This is a genomic window from Pseudomonas sp. FGI182, from assembly GCF_000511325.1.
GTDB lineage: Bacteria > Pseudomonadota > Gammaproteobacteria > Pseudomonadales > Pseudomonadaceae > Aquipseudomonas > Aquipseudomonas putida_Z.
Map to the genome: position 1 here is coordinate 5,582,677 of NZ_CP007012.1, position 19,241 is coordinate 5,601,917.

General features: G+C 63.8%; 17 protein-coding genes. 12 read left to right on the forward strand and 5 right to left on the reverse strand.

The window, feature by feature from the left end:
* Window positions 1-121 precede the first annotated feature (121 nt).
* From C163_RS24555 to C163_RS24565, 3 genes are all read left to right on the forward strand, one after another.
* The gene (locus tag C163_RS24555) at window positions 122-1,405 is read left to right on the forward strand and encodes a pitrilysin family protein (RefSeq protein ID WP_038408392.1); all 1,284 of its coding nucleotides are present in this window, start codon (window positions 122-124) and stop codon (window positions 1,403-1,405) included.
* Window positions 1,406-1,476: 71 nt separating this feature from the next.
* Window positions 1,477-2,802 (forward strand): pitrilysin family protein, encoded by a 1,326-nt coding sequence (locus C163_RS24560; protein WP_177325771.1) that lies wholly within the window; start codon window positions 1,477-1,479, stop codon window positions 2,800-2,802.
* 59 nt (window positions 2,803-2,861) lie between these two features.
* Complete coding sequence (locus C163_RS24565) at window positions 2,862-3,854, forward strand: hydrolase (protein WP_025340979.1); 993 nt, start codon at window positions 2,862-2,864, stop codon at window positions 3,852-3,854.
* Between the two features lie 141 nt (window positions 3,855-3,995).
* Here the strand turns inward: C163_RS24565 and C163_RS24570 are convergent, their stop codons facing one another.
* The gene (locus C163_RS24570; RefSeq protein WP_025340980.1) at window positions 3,996-4,850 is read right to left on the reverse strand and encodes a sulfurtransferase; all 855 of its coding nucleotides are present in this window, start codon (window positions 4,848-4,850) and stop codon (window positions 3,996-3,998) included.
* A 47-nt stretch (window positions 4,851-4,897) separates the two neighbouring features.
* Window positions 4,898-5,563 carry a TetR/AcrR family transcriptional regulator gene (locus C163_RS24575; RefSeq protein ID WP_025340981.1) on the reverse strand — a complete coding sequence of 222 codons (666 nt, stop codon included), beginning with the start codon at window positions 5,561-5,563 and terminating at the stop codon, window positions 4,898-4,900.
* Between the two features lie 151 nt (window positions 5,564-5,714).
* On the opposite strand from C163_RS24575, the gene C163_RS24580 reads away from it, so the two are divergent.
* The 5 genes from C163_RS24580 to C163_RS24600 all read left to right on the forward strand — a co-directional run bounded on the left by C163_RS24580 (window position 5,715) and on the right by C163_RS24600 (window position 10,212).
* The gene (locus C163_RS24580) at window positions 5,715-7,145 is read left to right on the forward strand and encodes a coniferyl aldehyde dehydrogenase (protein ID WP_025340982.1); all 1,431 of its coding nucleotides are present in this window, start codon (window positions 5,715-5,717) and stop codon (window positions 7,143-7,145) included.
* A 10-nt stretch (window positions 7,146-7,155) separates the two neighbouring features.
* Window positions 7,156-7,641: a hypothetical protein gene (locus tag C163_RS24585; RefSeq protein WP_025340983.1), complete on the forward strand. Its 486-nt coding sequence runs from the start codon at window positions 7,156-7,158 to the stop codon at window positions 7,639-7,641.
* A 20-nt stretch (window positions 7,642-7,661) separates the two neighbouring features.
* Window positions 7,662-9,260, forward strand: a complete 1,599-nt coding sequence (locus C163_RS24590; RefSeq protein WP_025340984.1) for a GMC family oxidoreductase — start codon at window positions 7,662-7,664, stop codon at window positions 9,258-9,260.
* Window positions 9,261-9,372: 112 nt separating this feature from the next.
* Window positions 9,373-9,852 carry a pantetheine-phosphate adenylyltransferase gene (gene coaD / locus C163_RS24595; protein WP_014861498.1) on the forward strand — a complete coding sequence of 160 codons (480 nt, stop codon included), beginning with the start codon at window positions 9,373-9,375 and terminating at the stop codon, window positions 9,850-9,852.
* Window positions 9,853-9,960: 108 nt separating this feature from the next.
* Window positions 9,961-10,212: a YfhL family 4Fe-4S dicluster ferredoxin gene (locus tag C163_RS24600; protein WP_013974644.1), complete on the forward strand. Its 252-nt coding sequence runs from the start codon at window positions 9,961-9,963 to the stop codon at window positions 10,210-10,212.
* A 155-nt stretch (window positions 10,213-10,367) separates the two neighbouring features.
* On the opposite strand, the gene mutM is transcribed toward C163_RS24600, so the two are convergent.
* Complete coding sequence (mutM, locus tag C163_RS24605; RefSeq protein WP_025340985.1) at window positions 10,368-11,180, reverse strand: bifunctional DNA-formamidopyrimidine glycosylase/DNA-(apurinic or apyrimidinic site) lyase; 813 nt, start codon at window positions 11,178-11,180, stop codon at window positions 10,368-10,370.
* Between the two features lie 3 nt (window positions 11,181-11,183).
* Window positions 11,184-12,002 (reverse strand): HDOD domain-containing protein, encoded by an 819-nt coding sequence (locus C163_RS24610; RefSeq protein ID WP_177325786.1) that lies wholly within the window; start codon window positions 12,000-12,002, stop codon window positions 11,184-11,186.
* 191 nt (window positions 12,003-12,193) lie between these two features.
* On the opposite strand from C163_RS24610, the gene C163_RS24615 reads away from it, so the two are divergent.
* The 3 genes from C163_RS24615 (at window position 12,194) to ilvD (ending at window position 16,244) form a co-directional block, all read left to right on the forward strand.
* On the forward strand, window positions 12,194-12,733 hold the full coding sequence (locus C163_RS24615) for a type 1 glutamine amidotransferase domain-containing protein (RefSeq protein ID WP_025340987.1): 540 nt from the start codon (window positions 12,194-12,196) through the stop codon (window positions 12,731-12,733).
* Between the two features lie 201 nt (window positions 12,734-12,934).
* Entirely contained in the window at window positions 12,935-14,131 is a 1,197-nt protein-coding gene (locus C163_RS24620) for a class I SAM-dependent rRNA methyltransferase (RefSeq protein ID WP_013974648.1), read from the forward strand.
* A 271-nt stretch (window positions 14,132-14,402) separates the two neighbouring features.
* Window positions 14,403-16,244, forward strand: coding sequence for a dihydroxy-acid dehydratase (gene ilvD / locus C163_RS24625; protein WP_025340988.1), 1,842 nt, complete (start codon window positions 14,403-14,405; stop codon window positions 16,242-16,244).
* 173 nt (window positions 16,245-16,417) lie between these two features.
* Here ilvD and C163_RS24630 read toward each other — a convergent pair whose 3' ends face one another.
* Window positions 16,418-17,473, reverse strand: coding sequence for a phosphorylcholine phosphatase (locus C163_RS24630; RefSeq protein ID WP_025340989.1), 1,056 nt, complete (start codon window positions 17,471-17,473; stop codon window positions 16,418-16,420).
* Between the two features lie 244 nt (window positions 17,474-17,717).
* Here C163_RS24630 and C163_RS24635 point away from each other — a divergent pair, with 244 nt between their 5' ends.
* The gene (locus C163_RS24635) at window positions 17,718-19,109 is read left to right on the forward strand and encodes an L-cystine transporter (protein ID WP_025340990.1); all 1,392 of its coding nucleotides are present in this window, start codon (window positions 17,718-17,720) and stop codon (window positions 19,107-19,109) included.
* The last annotated feature ends 132 nt before the right edge of the window (window positions 19,110-19,241 follow it).

A 19,241-nucleotide genomic window follows, 5' to 3' on the forward strand; every position in this document is an offset into this window, starting at 1 on the left:
GTGCAGCACCCTTGTCGCTGAAGCTGTTCGGGTTCACATCAACCAGAGCACTTCAGCGATGACCTCACAACCACCTACTTCGCCACCCGACCTGGGCCAGGTCTCTGCGGGGCTTGCCGCCTTGTCCTGCACCACTACCTCGCCATTGCAGCACTTCACGCTGGAAAACGGCCTGTCCGTTTACTTGCGAGAAAATCACAAGACATCTCTGGCCGCAGTCCAGCTCTGGTACCACATAGGCTCAAGCCATGAGCCTGCCGGCCACACGAACCTGTCTCACGTGCTGGAGCACCTGATCTTCGCAGGCAGCAGCAAACTGCCCACCGACCAATACAGCCGGGTGATCGCACGCATAGGGGGCAATGCCAATGCCTCCACCCACCTGGACGCCACCTCCTATGAAATCTCGCTACCGGCCAGCCGCCTGCCCATAGCGTTGGAAATCATGGCCGATGCCATGAGCACCGCTACCTTCGGTCAAGCGGAGATGGAAAGGGAGATAAAGGCGGTGGAGGACGAGCGCCGGCTCAAGCTGGACGTCCAGCCCGACCAACAGGCATACGATCAGCATAACGCTCTGGCACATGGCGCCAGCCCCTACGCAGGCCCGAGCTTCGGTTATCCGGCAGACCTGGACAGCATCGACCTGGCGGCGCTGCGAACCTGGTACAGGTCCTGGTATCAGCCCAACAACGCAACGCTTGTGGTAGTCGGCAGCGTTGACCTGCCAACGCTCCGGCAGCATGTGGAGCGTTACTTCGCAGGCGTGCCGAAAGCGCCTGTCGCCGACCGGCCTGTTCCACGCCATGACGCTCAACTGCAGGCCCGCAGCCACACCGTAAGCCTGCCAGGGTTACGCGAGGGGTTGTTCATGTCATTCAACGTTCCAGGCCGAGCAACAGCCCCCGACGCCAAGACATCGCTTGCCCTGACCCTGCTTTGCGACTTGCTTGGCGCAGGTTTCAGCTCCCGGCTGTACAGCGACCTGGTACGGGACAGGCGCCTGCTTACAGGCGTGCAAGTGTCCTACAAGCCCTTGGTGCGTGGCGACACGCTGTTGACGATTTCAGCCTACGTAAACACCACCCACGCCACACCGGAAGAGGCCGCCCAAGCCGTTTACGAGCATGTGCAGGCGCTGCGCAGCGTTGCCTTGCCGGAAGCAGAGCTGCAGCGCGCCAAGTTGCGCATGCTCGCCCGACGGCTGTTCGGCCTTGACGCGCTCACCCCCCAGGCAGACGAGCTGGGCGCCGCTGCCGCCGCCGGTTTGCCAGCCTCGGTGATTGACGAGGACTGCCCTCTCATCCAGAACCTCGACAGTGCGACAGTGCAACAGGTGGCGGTTGCCTATCTGGGGCGCGAACGGCTGACCACAACCTACCTTCGGCCAGGAGTGCCAGCATGAGCCCAGACAACTTGACGACCACCCGACCAACGCTGTGCGACGGCCCAACTACCGACACCGCCTTGGAGGCCATGGCCAACCTGGAATCGGCCAAGGAAATCGAGCTTGGCCAGATACCGCCCCTGCAAGCCGCCGCCGAGTGCTGGCAAACCGCCGGCGGCGCAAAGGTCAGCTTCATCGCAGACCATGACCGCCCGATGTTCGACCTGGCCTTGCGCTTTCGAGCCGGCAACGTGCTTGACGGTGCCAACCCAGGCCTGGCTGCAGTTACCCTGTACAGCCTCGACCAAGGGACCGGGGAGCTCGATGCAGCACAGTTTGCCGAGCAGCTGGCCGGGTACGGGGCCATCCTCAGCAGAAGGATCACCGATGACAGTGCGGTCATCACACTCCGCTGCCTGAGCTTGCCCGCGCTACGCGCCAGCGTGATGCAACTGTTCACCCAGATGCTGGCATATCCTGCTTTCAGGGAGCCTGACGTGGCGAAAATCCGGGAGCGGCTGGCTTTCAACCGGGTCCGACAGGCCAGCCACCCACTGGTACGGCTTACCAACACCACGATGGCTCATGTTTTCCGTGATCATCCGTACGCTGCCAGCGCCACCACGACGGCCAGTGGCACCGTCAATGTCGAGCAGATCAGGGACTTCCACCAGAAGGCTTACTCGGCGAACAATCTGGATATTGGCCTGGTGGGAGACCTGAGCCGCGAAGACGCGGAGCAACTGATCAACGAACTCACCCGTTCCCTGCCGCAAGAGTGGGCCGCCGCCGCCCCGCCACCACTCCCCGAACACCTGCCACTCGTGCAGCACCTGACCGCCGCCGGCAGCGCCACCCGGGCACTGTTGACGTTGTCCTCGAAAGCTTCGCCAAGCAGCCCGCTATTTCCGGCCTTGACGCTGCTCAACGTGATACTTGGCACCAGCTATGAATCACGCCTGACGCAAGAGTTGCGAACCCTGCGCAGCCTGACCTACGCCATCTACTCCGACCTCAACCCACTGGATGCGGCATGCCTGCTGCAAACTCATTGGGACATCGCCCCGCAGTACCGGGATGCGGCAGCGGCCCTGGTGTCGGGGATTGTCGCGTGCCTGCGCGAACGAGGCCCAAGCCAGGCAGAATGCGACATCGCTGTGAACGAAATTGCGGCCAAGCTGCATCACGACCTTGCAGACAGCGCCAAACTGGCCAGAGCACTTGCGACTTACAGCCACCAAGGGCTGCCAGGCGATCACCTTGCCACTTTTCTTGACAGGCTACAGTCGCTCACGCCTGCGAACCTGCGTGAAGCCGGGCAGGTGTGGTTGGGCAACGCGACGCAAGTGCTGGTGACCGTAGGCCCCGAGTCAGTGCAGCTGCCACTGCCGGAAACAATGAAGGACGACCAATAGCGCAGGTACATCGGGGTTTTTCCATGGCATTCTAGGCACGCACACCATGAGTCGCCCACATGCCCAGCCCCAGCGCAACGTTCCGTCCAGCCCTCGGCCTTGCCAACCCCCACTTGCAAACCTTGTGGGGGCCATTGTGGCGAAAACTGCCTGAACTGCAGCGCAACCGCGAGCGGCTATGGCTGGCCGATGGCGACTTCATCGACCTGGACTGGCACGGCCCGCACCAGCCCCACGCGCCGTTGGTGCTGGTGCTGCACGGTTTGACCGGCTCCTCCCACTCGCCCTACGTCAAAGGCTTGCAGCAAGCGCTGCAAGGCCGCGGCTGGGCCAGCGTGGCGGTGAACTGGCGCGGTTGCTCGGGCGAGCCCAACCTGCTGCCACGCAGCTACCATTCCGGCGCCAGCGAAGACCTGGCCGAAATCGTCAGCCACCTGCGCGCCCAGCGCCCGTTGGCGCCGTTGTATGCGGTGGGTTATTCGCTGGGGGGCAATGTGCTGCTGAAATACCTGGGCGAAAGCGGTGTCGCCAGCCAGTTGCAGGCTGCGGTGGCAGTGTCGGTGCCGTTTCGCCTGGACCACTGCGCCGACCGCATCGGCCAGGGCTTTTCAAAGGTGTACCAGGCGCATTTCATGCGCGAGATGCTGGCTTATGTGCAGCTCAAGCAGCGGCACTTCCACGACAAGGGCCAGCATGAAGGGCTGGCGACGCTGCAACGGCTGGGGCCGTTGGGCAACCTGCGCACGTTCTGGGATTTCGACGGCAAGGTCACCGCACCGCTGAACGGTTTTCGCGATGCGCACGACTACTACCGCCGCTCATCGAGTCATTTCTTCCTCGGCCAGAACCGCACGCCGACGCTGATCATCCACTCCGGCGATGACCCTTTCGTCTCCGGCCACAGCCTGCCAACGGCCCGCGAACTGGCGCCGCAAACCCGCCTCGAACTGCACAGCCGCGGCGGCCATGTGGGCTTTGTCGATGGCAGCCTGCGCAACCCGGGCTATTACCTGGAGCGGCGGATTCCACAGTGGCTGGTGGAGGGCACATAAGCGATTGTTTTGCAGGATCCCTGTGGGAGCGGGCGCGCCCGCGAACACCGGCGCAGCCGGTGCCAGCCACCGCGTTGCATGCTTCGCGGGCTCGCCCGCTCCCACAGGGCCTGGGCGATCTCCTACAGGATTTTGACCGGCTTACTCGCCAGTGGCTACGCCATGCTGCGGATCGTTGATCCACTCACTCCACGACCCGGCATACAGCTTGCCCAGCGGGTACCCGGCCAACGCCAGGGCAAACAGGTTATGACACGCCGTCACCCCTGACCCGCAATACGCCACCAACTGCTCCGGCGCCCGCCCGGCCAGCTTTTCGGCAAAGCGCTGTTTTAGCTGGTCCGGCTGCAGAAAACGCCCATCAGCCCCCAGGTTGTCGGTGAACGCAGCGCACTGCGCCCCCGGAATATGCCCCGCCACCGGGTCGATCGGTTCCACTTCGCCACGGAAACGCGGCAAGGCACGCGCATCGATCAAGGTCAGGTCTGCGTTACCCAAGCGCTTGGCCAGGTGCTCGGCATCGATCAGCAGCTTGCCGTCCGGCTCACCGTTGAAGGTGCCTTCCCGCTTGAGCGGCGGGTCCAGGCTGAGCGGCAGGTGCGCCGCATGCCAAGCCTTCAGGCCACCGTCGAGGATCGCCACGCCGCTGCGCTTGCCCAGCCACGCCAGCAGCCACCAGGCACGGGCAGCAAAAGCGCCAGGGCCGTCGTCGTACAGCACCACCTCGCTGTCATCGTCCAGGCCCCACTCACGCAGGCGCTCGACCAGCCGGCGCGCATCCGGCAACGGGTGGCGCCCGGTGCGCCCCTTGCTCACCGGCCCGCTGAGATCACGCTCCAGGTCGGCAAAATGCGCCCCGGCAATATGCCCCTGGGCATAGCTGCGTTGGCCATAGTCCACATCCTCGAGGGCAAAGCGGCAGTCGAGGATCACCAACTTGGGCGAGCCCAGACGCTCGGCCAACTGCTGCGGGGTGATCAATTGCGCAAGGGGCATGACAATCTCCTGATCGATGGCACTATCGATAGCACTGAGGCCTTGGGTTAGTGCTCCAGGGCCTGGTTGAACGGTACATGGAATTCCTGGCACAGGGCGTCCACGGCATTGCGGGCGTTGTCGGTGACGAAGCCGAGCTCTAGCACCAGTACCTGGTAGACGCCGCGCTTGAAGGCTTCTTCACCCAGGTGCGCGGAATGCTCCCGCGTGGTGCTGAGAAAACGTACCCAGGACGTCAACACGATCCAGGCGTTGATGGTCAGCGATTCGATCTGCGCTGGTGCCATGGCCAGGATGCCCGCCTCGACAAAGCCGCGGTAGATCGCCTGGCCCTGGCGCAGGCAGCGCTCGGAAAAGCGCCGATAACGGGCGGCCAGCTCCGGGTCGCTGTCCAGCAGGTGCTCCAGGTCGCGGTGCAGAAAACGGTAGTTCCACATCGCTGCCAGCAGGGCCTTGAGGTAGAAGCGCTTGTCCTCCACGGTCGCCGCGCGGCCTTGCGGCGGGCGCAGGAAGCTGTCCACCAGTTCTTCGTACTGGCTGAACAGCAAAGCGATGATCGCCTGCTTGTTGGGGAAGTGGTAATACAGGTTGCCGGGCGAAATTTCCATGTGCGCGGCAATGTGGTTGGTACTGACGCTGCGTTCGCCCTGCTGGTTGAACAGCTCGAGGCTGTTCTGCACGATGCGCTCTCGGGTCTTCATGCGCGGGGCCATGCTCAGCTCCCAGTCTGCGGGCCTTCATCAAAGGGTCATCTTACGGCGTATTGGCAATGGAATGCACCGCTCGACAACGCGGAAAAATTCGCACCATCGTACAAATTAGAGTATAGGCTCTAGGGATTCCCTGCCCGGACTCGACGCCGCCATGAACTCGCCCAGTGCCTTGCCCCCTGTGCAATCCGACCTCGACCTTGCGGCGACGTTCGCCACCCAGCGCCAGGCCTTTACCGACAACCCCTTGCCAGCGGCGGCGCAGCGGCGCCAATGGCTGATAAGCCTGCGGGAAGCCTTGCTGGCCGGCCAGGCCGAACTGATCGAGGCAATCGGCCAGGACTTTGAGGGGCGCAGCGCCGACGAGACCCTGCTGGCCGAGCTGCTGCCCTCGGTGCAAGGCCTGCGTCACGCCGAAAAGCACCTGCAGCGCTGGATGCGCGCCAGCCGGCGCAAGGTCGGCCTGGCCTTCCAGCCGGCCAGCGCGCAGGTGCGCTACCAACCCCTGGGCGTGGTCGGCATCATCGTGCCGTGGAACTACCCGCTGTTCCTTGCCATCGGCCCGCTGACCTGCGCCCTGGCCGCCGGCAACCGGGTCATGCTCAAGCTCAGCGAAGCCACGCCTGCCACTGGCCTGGCGCTCAAGCAACTGCTGGAGCAGGTGTTCCCCACCGATCTGGTCAGCGTGGTGCTCGGCGAGGTCGAGGTAGGCCAGGCCTTTGCCCGCCTGCCGTTCGATCATCTGCTGTTCACCGGCGCCACCAGCGTGGGGCGCCAGGTAATGCTGGCTGCGGCGCACAACCTGACCCCCGTCACCCTGGAACTGGGTGGCAAGTCGCCAGCCATTGTCTCGGCCGACGTACCGCTGGACAGCGCCGCCGAGCGCATCGCCTTCGGCAAGACCCTGAACGCCGGCCAGACCTGCGTCGCCCCCGATTACGTGCTGGTGCCACGCGAGCGCCTGGAGGCCTTCAGCGACGCCTACCAGCGTGCCGTACGCCGGCTGTACCCGCGCATCGCCGGCAACCCCGACTACACCGCCATCATCAACCAGCGCCAGCTGCAGCGCTTGCAGCATCTACTGGACGATGCCCACGCCAAAGGTGCGCAGGTACTCGACCTGTACCCCGGTGAAACCCGCCAGGGCCGGCGCCTGCCACCCCACCTGCTGCTGGGGGTGAACGACGGCATGCAGGTGATGCAGGACGAAATCTTCGGCCCATTGCTGCCGCTGGTGCCCTACGACAGCCTCGAGCAGGCACTGGCCTACATCAACCAGCGCCCGCGCCCGCTGGCGCTTTACTACTTCGGCTATGACCGCGCAGCCCAGGAGCAGGTGCTGCGCCACACCCACTCCGGCGGAGTGTGCCTGAACGACACCCTGCTGCACGTGGCCCAGGATGACTTGCCGTTCGGCGGCATCGGCCCTTCAGGCATGGGCCATTACCATGGCCATGACGGTTTCCTGACCTTCAGCAAGGCCAAGGCGGTGCTGGCCAAGCAACGCTTCAATGCTGCTCGGCTGATCTACCCGCCTTATGGCAAAGCCTTGCAGCGCCTGGTCTTCAAGCTTTTCATCCGCTGAGGGCCGGCCCATGCACCGCCGCGAACTGCTGCGCTTCAGCCTTGGCGCCAGCGTCTTTCTGGCCGGTACCAGCCTGGTCGGCTGCAGCGCACAGACAGCCGCAACGGGTTACCAGGTACTGCGCGACGACGACCTGCCGCTGCTGCGCGCGCTGATCCCGGTGGTACTGGCCGGCACCCAGGCCGCCGAGACACTAGTGCTGCATAGCCTCGACCACAAGCTGGCGGCGCTGTCGCCGGAAATGCTCAAACTCACCCGGCAGTTGTTCGACGTGCTCAACCTGCCGCTCACCCGCGGTCCCCTGACCGGTGTCTGGGGCGCCTGGGAGCAAGCCAGCGCCGCGCAGGTCACGGCCTTCCTGCAACGTTGGCAGGACAGCTCGCTGAACCTGCTGCGCATGGGCCACGCCTCGTTGCTGCAGTTGCTGCAGATGGCCTGGTACGAACGCCCCGAATCCTGGGCCGCCTGCGGCTACCCCGGGCCACCGAAAATCTGAAAACAACAAGAGCAGCGCCAATGCCTGTACCCGACCCGTTTCGCCAAGGCCTGGAAAGCGGCTGGATCACCCACGACGCCTCGCGCCTGGAGCACGACCTCACGCTGGAAGCCGACATTGCCGTGATCGGCAGCGGTGCCGGTGGCGCCACCAGCGCGCAAATGCTCAGCACTGCCGGCTTCAAGGTGCTGCTGATCGAAGAAGGCCCGCTGAAGACCAGCAGCGATTTCCACCTGCTGGAAAACGAAGCCTATGCCAGCCTGTACCAGGAAGGCCTGGGCCGCATGAGCAAGGATGGCGCCATCACCATCCTCCAGGGCCGCGCCGTGGGCGGCACCACGCTGGTCAACTGGACCTCGAGCTTTCGCACGCCGCCACAGACCCTGGCGCACTGGGCCGCAGCCCACAACGTGAGCGGCCTGGGCGAAGAGCAAATGCGCCCCTGGTTCGAGCGCATCGAGCAGGAACTGAGCATCACCCCCTGGGCCCTGCCACCGAACGCCAACAACGACGTGCTGCGCCGTGGCTGCGAACAGCTGGGCTACCGCTGGGCGGTGATCCCGCGCAACGTGCGCGGCTGCTGGAACCTGGGCTACTGCGGCATGGGTTGCCCGGTGAATGCCAAGCAGTCGATGCTGGTAACGCGTATTCCCGCCACCCTCGAACAAGGCGGCGAGCTGCTGTACCTGGCTCGGGCCGAGCGCTTCGAACACAACGGCGAGCGCATCCAGGGCCTGTCATGTCAGGCCCTGGATAGCCAGGGCATACACGCCACAGGCCGGCAGGTCCGCGTTCGCGCGCGTCACTACATACTTGCCGGTGGCGGCATCAACAGCCCGGCCCTGCTGCTGCGTTCCGACGCGCCCGACCCGCATGGCCGCCTGGGCAAACGCACCTTCCTGCACCTGGTCAACTTCAGTGCAGCACGCTTCAACGACCGTATCGACCCCTATTACGGCGCCCCGCAGTCCATCTACAGCGACCATTTCCAATGGCAAGGCGGCAGCGACGGCCCGGTTGGCTACAAGCTGGAAGTACCACCGCTGCACCCGGCCCTGGCCAGCACGCTGCTGGGCGGGCATGGTCACGAGAATGCCCGGCGCATGGCCGAGCTGCCACATACCCACGTGATGCTGGCACTGCTGCGTGACGGCTTCCACCCGCAAAGCCAGGGAGGGGCCGTGGAGCTGCGCGGCGATGGCTCACCGGTGCTCGATTACCCGGTCACCGACTACCTGCGCGACGGCCTGCGCCGCGCCTACCGCAGCATGGCGCAGATCCAGTTCGCCGCCGGCGCCACCCAGGTCACCCCCGTGCACAGCGATGCCAGCGCCGCGTCCAACCTGGAGCAGGCCTTGGCCATGATCGACCAGTTGCGCCTGGAGCCGTTCCGCACGCGCCTGGGCAGCGCTCACGTGATGGGTGGCTGCGCCCTCGGCGACGACCCGCGCCAGGCGGTATGCGACAGCGTTGGCCGCCATCACCAGCTGGAAAACCTGTCGGTTCACGACGGCTCGCTGTTCCCCACCAGTATCGGCGCCAACCCGCAACTGTCGGTGTATGCCATCAGCGCCAGGCTCACCGAAGCGCTGGTCGCCCGCCTGGCACACAGCGCATGACAAGGAACAGGCCCCCTGTCTATAGTGCCATCAGCCGGCCGCATGACTTGGCCGGGGCGCCGTCGCTGCGCTACCATCCGACTCCCCAACGCACTCCAGCCAGGATGACGCGATGAACCGAGTGTTGTACCCGGGTACTTTCGACCCCATTACCAAAGGCCATGGCGACCTGGTCGAGCGCGCCTCGCGGTTGTTCGACCACGTGATCATCGCGGTGGCGGCCAGCCCGAAGAAAAACCCGCTGTTCCCGCTGGAACAACGGGTCGAGCTCGCCCGTGAGGTCACCAAGCACCTGCCCAATGTCGAAGTCATCGGCTTCTCCTCGCTGCTGGCGCATTTCGCCAAGGAACAGGGCGCCAACGTCTTCTTGCGTGGCCTGCGTGCGGTATCCGACTTCGAGTACGAGTTCCAGCTGGCGAACATGAACCGGCAACTGGCTCCCGACGTCGAGAGCCTGTTCCTCACGCCTTCGGAGCGCTATTCGTTCATTTCCTCGACCCTGGTCCGGGAAATTGCCGCGCTGGGCGGTGATATCAGCAAGTTCGTCCACCCGGTGGTGGCCGAGGCGCTGACCGAACGCTTCAAGAAGTGACCTTTAGCGGCTGATCATCGCGCCCGCGTGCACTGCGGGCGCGAATGCGGCACAATTGTGCCCACTGCGTTGAACATGCCCGGGCGCAGAGCCCCGGCCGGAGTCCCCATGTCCCTGATCATCACCGACGATTGCATCAACTGCGACGTCTGCGAACCCGAGTGCCCGAACGAGGCCATCTCCCAAGGCGAAGAGATCTACGTGATCGACCCTAACCTGTGCACCCAGTGCGTGGGCCATTACGACGAGCCGCAATGCCAGCAGGTCTGCCCGGTCGACTGCATCCCGCTGGATGAAGCGCACCCGGAAACCGAAGAAGAGCTGATGGCCAAGTACCGCCGGATTACTGGCAAGGCCTGATCGCTCGGCCCTACGCTGTACCTGTAGGAGCGGCCTTGTGTCGCGATGGGGTGCGAAGCGCCCCCAAATTTCAGCTCCGCAGCAGAAATTGCCGGGGCCGCTTCGCGGCCCATCGCGACACAAGGCCGCTCCTACAAGGTACCGCGTAACTTGCCTCAGCGCTGGCAGCGCGGGCAATACACACTCGCCCTCTGCCCCAGCTTCACCTCGCGCAACTCCGTGCCACACACCTTGCACGGCTGCCCGCCCCGCCCGTACACGAACAATTCCTGCTGGAAGTACCCCGGCTGCCCGTCGCCACCGATGAAGTCGCGTAGCGTGGTGCCGCCCTGCTCGATCGCCGCCGCCAGCACGCGCTTGATCTCGATCGCCAGCTTCAGGTAACGCGCCCGGGAAATCCCGCCCGCTTCCCGACGAGGGTCGATGCCAGCGGCAAACAGCGCCTCGGTGGCGTAGATGTTGCCCACCCCCACCACCACCGCGTTGTCCATGATGAACGGCTTGACCGCCATCGACCGCCCACGGGACAGCTGGAACAGCCGCTCGCCGTCGAACAGGTCGGTCAGCGGCTCCGGCCCCAGGCGCAGCAGCAGTTCGTGTTTGAGCGGGTCCAGGCTCCACAGCATCGCGCCAAAGCGGCGCGGGTCGGTGTAACGCAGCATCAACCCCGACTCCAGCTCGATATCCACGTGCTCATGCTTGGCCGCCGGCAAGCCCAGCTCGACCAGGCGAAGGTTGCCCGACATGCCCAGGTGACTGATCAGGGTGCCGACCTCGGCATTGATCAACAGGTACTTGGCGCGCCGCTCGACACTGACGATGCGCTGCCCCGACAGGCGCACATCCAGGTCTTCCGGAATCGGCCAGCGCAGGCGCCGGTCACGTACCACCACCCGGCTGACGCGCTGGCCTTCCAGGTGGGGCGCAATACCGCGCCGGGTGGTTTCTACTTCTGGCAATTCCGGCATGTGTCAGTGCCCGCCCAACTCGCGAATGTTCTGCTTGAGGTTTTCGAAATCGTATTCCGACAAGCCAATGTAATCGAGCACCAGCGGGCCGACCACATTCCATTCGTGGTCCACGGCCTGGTTGCCCAGCACCCGGTACGACGCGCAGATGTGCTCGGCCATCTTCAGCACCGCCAGCAGGTTTTTAAGCTGGCTCTGGGTATTGCGCGAACTCTCGTCGCGGAACACCGCCAGGGCGTTGTGGTGGTTGGCAATGGCCGCACTGAGGTGCTCGGGCAGGCGCCAGGACTTCGCAGTGAAATAGCCGACCACCGAATGATTGGTGTTGAACGCGCGGTTTTCGGTGTCGACCACGCGGGTTTCGTCGTCGGCCTTGGCATAGGCCTCTTCCAGCACATCCATGTAGTCGGGGAAGCGCTTGAGCATCAGCGGCACGCCACAGTCATGGAACAGGCCCAGGGTGTAGGCCTCGTCCGCCGCCTGGATGCCGGTGCGCTTGGCCAGGGTCAGGCAGGTCATCGCCACGTCCTGGGCGGTGTCCCAGAAGCGGTTGAGGGTAACGATGGTCTCGTCGCTCATCTCGCCCTTGATCGACTGGGCGTTGATCAGGTTGATGATCGAACGGCTGCCCAGCAGGTTCACCGCGCGCTGGATCGAACCGATCTTGTTGGAAAGGCCGAAATGCGGGGAGTTGACCAGTTTGAGCAAGGCGCCCGAGAGGCCCGGGTCCTGGGAAATCAGCTTGGCGATGGTTTCCAGGTCCGGTTCAGGCATGTACTGCTCGAACTGCAGATCGACCATGATCTGCGGTTGCGGCGGGATGGTGATGCCTTGCAAGGCTTGCTGGATCTGTTCGGCGCTGAGTTCTTGGGACATACGTGCACACTCGTTTGGGACCGGCGATTCTAACCCTCCAGACCGGAAAGGGACCAACCACTGAATCGTTGCGCCGGAACTTTACTCTATCCATGCGGGCCTCTCTCTCATATTCATCAAGGAAAGGAGCAAGGCCCATGAGTGCAGAACTGAACGGCAAGCGAGTGGCTTTCCTGGTCACCGACGGCTTCGAGCAAGTGGAACTGACAGGCCCTCGCGAAGCCCTGGAACAGAGCGGCGCGGTGGTGGACATCCTCAGCGACAAGGAGGGCACGGTACGCGGCTGGAACCACGACCAGCCGGCCGACGCATTCGCCGTGGACGCAACCTTCGAAAGCGCCCACCTGGACCTCTACGATGCCCTGGTGCTGCCCGGCGGCGTGCAAAACTCTGACACGATTCGGTTGATCCCCGCCGCGCAGAAACTGGTGAAAAGCCACGATTCGGCTGGCAAGCCGCTGGCGGTGATCTGCCACGGTGGCTGGTTGCTGGTGTCGTGCGGGTTAGCCAAGGGCAAGCGGCTGACCAGCTACAAGACCCTGCAGGACGACATCCGCAATGCCGGCGGAGACTGGGTGGATGAAGAAGTGGTAGTCGATGGCAACCTGATCACCAGCCGCCAACCCGACGACATTCCGGCGTTCAACCAGCAACTGATCAAGGCATTGGCAGCCTGACGCCATCTCATGGCCTACGCGAGGCCTGCAGGAGCGGCCTTGTGTCGCGAAAGGGCCGCAAAGCGGCCCCGGCAATCCATGCAGCGCTGCTGAAACCCTGGGGCTGCTGCGCAGCCCTTTCGCGACACAAGGCCGCTCCCACAACGGGCATGCGGCCCGGCAACAGGCTATAATCCCGCTCTTTTTTCCCGGAGCGACGTCATGTCCCTGCCCAGCCTACGCCTCAAAGCCAATGCCGACCGCCGCCTGCGCGCCGGCCACCTGTGGGTCTACAGCAACGAAGTCGACGTCAGCGCGACCCCGCTGCAAGGCTTCCAGGCCGGCCAGCAGGCTGTTCTCGAGGCGGCCAACGGCAAGCCGCTGGGTATCGTCGCACTGAGCCCGAACAACCTGATCTGCGCCCGCCTGCTGTCGCGCGACGCCAAGCTGCCGCTGGACAAGTCGCTGCTGGTGCACCGCCTGAACGTCGCCCTGTCGCTGCGCCAGCGCCTGTTCGACCAACCGTGCTACCGCCTGGTCTATGGCGATTCCGATCTGCTGCCAGGCCTGGTTGTCGACCGCTTCTTCGACATCCTCGTGGTGCAATTGGCCTCGGCCACCATGGAAGCGCACAAGGACGACGTGATTGCAGCCCTAGTACAGGTGCTCAAGCCAAGCGGCATCCTGTTCAAGAACGACTCCTCCGCACGTGACGCCGAAGGCCTGCAGCGCTATGTCGAGACCGTCTATGGCGAAGTGCCGGACTGGGTGCCGCTGGAAGAAAACGGCGTCAAGTTCGAAGCCCCGGTACGCGAAGGCCAGAAGACCGGCTGGTTCTACGACCACCGCATGAACCGTGCACGCCTGGCACCGTACGTGAAAGGCAAGCGCGTGCTCGACCTGTTCAGCTACATCGGTGGCTGGGGCGTGCAAGCCGGTGCCTTCGGCGCCAGCGAAGTGTTCTGCGTCGACGCCTCGGGCTTCGCCCTGGACGGCGTGGAGCGTAACGCCGCGCTGAACGGTATCAGCGAGAAACTGACCTGCATCGAAGGCGATGTGTTCGAGGCCCTGCGCGAACTGAAGGCCGCCGAAGAGCGCTTCGACGTGATCATTGCCGACCCACCCGCCTTCATCAAGCGCAAGAAAGACCTGAAGAACGGCGAAGCGGCCTACCGCCGCCTGAACGAACAGGCCATGCGCATGCTGACCAAGGACGGCATCCTGGTCAGTGCCTCGTGCTCGATGCACCTGCCAGAGGACGACCTGCACAACATCCTGCTGACCAGCGCCCGTCATCTGGACCGCAACCTGCAGTTGCTCGAACGCGGCGGCCAGGGCCCGGACCACCCGGTGCACCCGGCGATCGCCGAAACCCGCTACATCAAGAGCATCACCTGCCGGTTGCTGCCAAACAGCTGATATCCGCTAAAAAGGGCCGCCAAGCGGCCCTTTCCTGCTGCAATCTCCCCGCCAGCTATCCACATCTGCATTCCCTCGCCGCGCCAGCGGTGTAGAATCGGCCTATTCATCGCCAGTCATCCCCGGCGGGTTTATGAGCTCTGCCCAAGCACGCGGCGATCCCGCGCGGTCTTCGGCCCCATCCGTGCCAGTGGCAACCGGCCTGCGGTACAAAGGACAAGAGAAGCTCACTCCCCTTTTTGTGACCTGATTAAGCCGCCAGGAGTGTTTCATGCCTGATTATCGTTCCAAGACTTCCACCCAAGGCCGCAACATGGCCGGCGCCCGTGCCCTGTGGCGCGCCACCGGGATGAAGGACGAAGACTTCAAGAAACCGATCATCGCCATCGCCAACTCGTTCACCCAGTTCGTCCCGGGCCACGTGCACCTGAAGGACCTGGGCCAGCTGGTCGCCCGCGAAATCGAACGCGCCGGTGGCGTGGCCAAGGAATTCAACACCATCGCGGTCGATGACGGCATCGCCATGGGCCACGACGGCATGCTCTACTCGCTGCCAAGCCGCGAGATCATCGCCGACGCCGTGGAGTACATGGTCAACGCCCACTGCGCCGACGCCATCGTGTGCATCTCCAACTGCGACAAGATCACCCCCGGCATGCTGATGGCCGCCCTGCGCCTGAACATCCCGGTAATCTTCGTCTCCGGCGGCCCGATGGAAGCCGGCAAGACCAAGCTGGCCAGCCACGGCCTGGACCTGGTCGACGCCATGGTCATTGCCGCCGACTCCTCGGCTTCCGACGAAAAAGTCGCCGAATACGAGCGCAGCGCCTGCCCTACCTGCGGTTCGTGCTCCGGCATGTTCACCGCCAACTCGATGAACTGCCTGACCGAAGCCCTGGGCCTGGCCCTGCCGGGCAACGGCTCGACCCTGGCCACCCACGCCGACCGCGAGCAGCTGTTCCTCACTGCCGGCCGCACCATCGTCGAGCTGTGCAAGCGCTACTACGGCGAGAACGATGAGTCGGTACTGCCGCGCAACATCGCCAACTTCAAGGCGTTCGAGAACGCCATGATGCTCGATATCGCCATGGGCGGCTCGACCAACACCATCCTGCACCTGCTGGCCGCCGCCCAGGAAGCCGAGGTGGCGTTCGACCTGCGCGACATCGACCGCCTGTCGCGCAAAGTGCCGCAGCTGTGCAAGGTTGCGCCGAACATCCAGAAATATCACATGGAAGACGTGCACCGTGCCGGCGGCATCTTCAGCATCCTCGGCTCGCTGGCCCGTGGCGGCCTGCTGCACACCGACCTGCCGACCGTGCACAGCCGCAGCATGGAAGAAGCCATCGCCAAGTGGGACATCACCCAGACCGATGACGAAGCCGTGCACACCTTCTTCAAGGCCGGCCCTGCCGGCATCCCGACCCAGACGGCATTCAGCCAGTCGACCCGTTGGGAATCCCTGGATGACGACCGTGAGAACGGCTGCATCCGCAGTGTCGAGCACGCCTATTCGCAGGAAGGCGGCCTGGCCGTGCTGTACGGCAACATCGCGCTGGATGGCTGCGTGGTGAAAACCGCCGGTGTCGACGAGTCGATCCTGGTGTTCGAAGGCACCGCGAAGATCTTCGAAAGCCAGGACAGCGCCGTACGCGGCATCCTCGCCGACGAAGTGAAGGCCGGCGACATCGTGATCATCCGCTATGAAGGCCCGAAAGGTGGCCCGGGCATGCAGGAAATGCTTTACCCGACCTCGTACCTGAAGTCCAAGGGCCTGGGCAAGGCTTGCGCCTTGCTCACCGACGGCCGCTTCTCGGGCGGCACCTCGGGCCTGTCGATCGGCCATGCCTCGCCGGAAGCCGCCGCTGGCGGCGCCATCGGCCTGGTGCGCGACGGCGACAAGGTGCTGATCGACATCCCGAATCGTTCGATCAACCTGCAGGTCAGCGACGAAGAGCTGGCCGAGCGCCGTGTCGAGCAGGACAAGAAGGGCTGGAAACCGGCTGAAGTACGCCCACGCAAGGTGACCACCGCGCTGAAGGCCTATGCCCTGCTGGCGACCAGTGCCGACAAGGGCGCTGTGCGTAACAAGGCGATGCTGGAAGGGCTGTGAGGCTCTGACGGTATGAATGAAGAACCGGCGCCCTGGGCGCCGGTTTTTTATGCCTGTAAGGGCCCTTTCGCGGGTAAACCCGCTCCCACAGGTACAGTGCCTGGCTCAAAGGCTGCGGGGTCCTTGTGGGAGCGGGTTTACCCGCGAAGAGGCCAGCACAGGCACCACATGGCTTACTGAATCTGCTCCGGCGTCACGATCACCCAGTTCTTGTCCGCCGTCACCGGCAGCCCTTCCTTGGCCTGCGCCGCGGCATTCCTGGCAATCATCCCGTTCATCTGGTCCATGTACTTGGCCTTGCGGTTTATCCACAAGTGGATGCCACCTTTGCCCACATCCACCCCATGAAACTGCATGTAGCCATCACTGGTCGGCGTATCGCCCCCCACCAGCACCGGTTTCTTCCACTCATCGATATAGGTCAGGATCGCCGCCTGCTTGCCTGCCATCCAGGTGGCCGGGGTCCACAGGTACGGGGTCAGCTCCAGCCCCACGTTGGCCTTGGCATCATAGTGCCCGGCGCTGATCTGCTTGCGCGCGGTGGTCAACTGGCCGCTGGCGCGGTCCTTCAGCAACAGGCTCACGCCAATCACATTCTGCGGCTTCACGTTGTAGCCGTACTTGGGGTCCGACGCGACCATGCGCACCAGCTCCTCGGAAGCAGCGGAAATCACATAGACCTCGATACCGTTCTCCATCAGCTTGTTGTACAGCTCGGCCTGGCCCTTGAAGACCTTGGGTGGCTGTACCTCGATGGCCTTGACCTGGTCCCCTTCGTAATAGGTGGCCGGGATCGGTTTGCCGGAGGCCATCAGCTCATCCACCTGCACCTTCAGCTCCTGCAGGGTAAAGCCGGAGAACACCTGGGCCACCCACGGGTAGCAGACCATGTCGTCCACTTCGCACAGCCGGTAGTAGTAACTGAACAGGCTTTCCTTGTGCTCGGCGGTGTCCTTGAACGGCATCAGCTTCAACGAGGGGTCGAGCTTGTCGCGGCTCAGCAGGCCCTTGTTTTCCATGAACGGCAGCAAGGCCTCTTCAAGGTCGTAGCGGTAGCTGGTGTTGTCCATGTCGAACACCGCGTAGTTACCCTTGTTGGCATTGGCGGCAATCATGCCGTCGAGCTGCCTGGCTGCCTCGGCGGGCCAGTGCTTGAGCTCGGTGGCGAAGGTTTCGATACTGAACAGCAGGGACAGGCCGATGGCGACGGCTTTCGGAGCGAACTTCATGTACGAATCTCCTGAAATGACCCCGAAACGCTAGTGCAACAATCCCCGCCGGAAGCCCTTGATAACGACCTCCATGCAGCTGCAAACGCCGTGTTCATTGCAATCCGCGACACGCCGTTATTCCATAAACGACTATGCACATTCCATTTGGGTATAAATTCGTTTGTTTTCAGCCTGTTAGCATTTCCGTTCGCAATCGCTCACAGAGGCGATGCCTCTTCTGCTTTTTTCTGCTGGAGCTTCAATGAACCTGCCGCTGTCCCTTAACCTGCTGGCGTTCCTGGCCCTGTTGCTGGGCCTGGCACAAACCCGCCGCACCGACTGGAGCCTGGCCAGGAAAGTATTGCTGGGCCTGGTGCTGGGCGTGGTGTTCGGCCTGATCCTGCATACCGTGTATGGCGCTGGCCACCCCGTACTCAAGGCCACCATCGCCTGGCTCGACCTGGTCGGCAACGGCTACGTCGGCCTGTTGCAGATGATCGTCATGCCGCTGATCTTCGCCTCGATCCTCAGTGCCGTGGCGCGCCTGCACAATGCCTCGTCACTGGGCCGCATCAGTGTGCTGAGCATTGGCACCCTGCTGCTGACCACCGCCATCGCCGCGTTGATCGGCATCGTCCTGACCAACCTGTTCGGCCTGAGCGCCGAAGGCCTGGTGGCCGGCGCGCAGGAAAGCGCGCGCATGCAGGTTATCCACAGCGACTACGCCGGCAAGGTCGCCGACCTCAACATCCCGCAACTGCTGCTGTCGTTCATCCCCAGCAACCCGGTAGGTGACTTGGCACGGGCCAAGCCGACCTCGATCATCAGCGTGGTGATCTTTGCCGTGTTCCTCGGCCTGGCCGCGCTGCAGCTGATCAAGGACGATGCCGAGAAAGGCGAACGCGCGCTGTCGGCCATCGACACCCTGCAGGCCTGGGTGATGCGCCTGGTGCGGGTGGTGATGAAGCTGACCCCGTATGGCGTACTGGCGCTGATGACCAAGGTGGTGGCCAGCTCGAACATGGAAGACATCCTCAAGCTGGGCAGCTTCGTGGTGGTGTCGTACCTGGGCCTGGCGCTGATGTTCGTGGTGCACGGCGTTATCCTCGCCGCCACCGGCGTGAGCCCGCTGCGCTTCTTCCGCAAGGTGTGGCCGGTGCTGACCTTCGCCTTCACCAGCCGCTCCAGCGCCGCCAGCATTCCGCTGAACATCGAAGCGCAAACCCGCCGCCTGGGCGTACCGCAGTCGATTGCCAGCTTCAGCGCATCGTTCGGTACCACCATTGGCCAGAACGGCTGCGCCGGCCTCTATCCCGCCATGTTGGCGGTGATGGTGGCGCCAGCGGTGGGCATCGATACCTTCGACCCGCTGTGGATCGCCACCCTGGTGGCCATCGTCACCCTGAGTTCGGCAGGTGTTGCCGGCGTAGGTGGTGGTGCCACTTTCGCCGCGCTGATCGTGCTGCCGGCCATGGGCTTGCCGGTGGAGCTGGTGGCGTTGCTGATTTCGGTAGAGCCGCTGATCGACATGGGCCGCACGGCGTTGAACGTGAACGGTTCGATGACCGCAGGGGTGGTGACCAGCCAGCTGTTGAAAGAGACCGACAAGGAAGTGCTGGCTGGCGATGAACATGCCGAGTTGAGTCATTCCTGATAAGGAAGGGGTCGCTATGCGGCCCCAATATCCAGTAACGCAATGGCATGGGAAGCAAGCAATAGCTGGCTATTGGCGTTGCTATACTGCTAGCCGGGCTAGCGAATACGCCGATGGAAAGGAACCACCATG

Bases quoted from the DNA above. Each gene is read 5' to 3' on its own strand.
- C163_RS24560 (WP_177325771.1), top strand. From the start codon at position 1,477: ATGGCCAACCTGGAATCGGCCAAGGAAATCGAGCTTGGCCAGATACCG.
- C163_RS24565 (WP_025340979.1), top strand. From the start codon at position 2,862: ATGCCCAGCCCCAGCGCAACGTTCCGTCCAGCCCTCGGCCTTGCCAAC.
- C163_RS24570 (WP_025340980.1), bottom strand. From the start codon at position 4,850: ATGCCCCTTGCGCAATTGATCACCCCGCAGCAGTTGGCCGAGCGTCTG.
- C163_RS24575 (WP_025340981.1), bottom strand. From the start codon at position 5,563: ATGGCCCCGCGCATGAAGACCCGAGAGCGCATCGTGCAGAACAGCCTC.
- C163_RS24580 (WP_025340982.1), top strand. From the start codon at position 5,715: ATGAACTCGCCCAGTGCCTTGCCCCCTGTGCAATCCGACCTCGACCTT.
- C163_RS24585 (WP_025340983.1), top strand. From the start codon at position 7,156: ATGCACCGCCGCGAACTGCTGCGCTTCAGCCTTGGCGCCAGCGTCTTT.
- C163_RS24590 (WP_025340984.1), top strand. From the start codon at position 7,662: ATGCCTGTACCCGACCCGTTTCGCCAAGGCCTGGAAAGCGGCTGGATC.
- coaD (WP_014861498.1), top strand. From the start codon at position 9,373: ATGAACCGAGTGTTGTACCCGGGTACTTTCGACCCCATTACCAAAGGC.
- C163_RS24600 (WP_013974644.1), top strand. From the start codon at position 9,961: ATGTCCCTGATCATCACCGACGATTGCATCAACTGCGACGTCTGCGAA.
- mutM (WP_025340985.1), bottom strand. From the start codon at position 11,180: ATGCCGGAATTGCCAGAAGTAGAAACCACCCGGCGCGGTATTGCGCCC.
- C163_RS24615 (WP_025340987.1), top strand. From the start codon at position 12,194: ATGAGTGCAGAACTGAACGGCAAGCGAGTGGCTTTCCTGGTCACCGAC.
- C163_RS24620 (WP_013974648.1), top strand. From the start codon at position 12,935: ATGTCCCTGCCCAGCCTACGCCTCAAAGCCAATGCCGACCGCCGCCTG.
- ilvD (WP_025340988.1), top strand. From the start codon at position 14,403: ATGCCTGATTATCGTTCCAAGACTTCCACCCAAGGCCGCAACATGGCC.
- C163_RS24630 (WP_025340989.1), bottom strand. From the start codon at position 17,473: ATGAAGTTCGCTCCGAAAGCCGTCGCCATCGGCCTGTCCCTGCTGTTC.
- C163_RS24635 (WP_025340990.1), top strand. From the start codon at position 17,718: ATGAACCTGCCGCTGTCCCTTAACCTGCTGGCGTTCCTGGCCCTGTTG.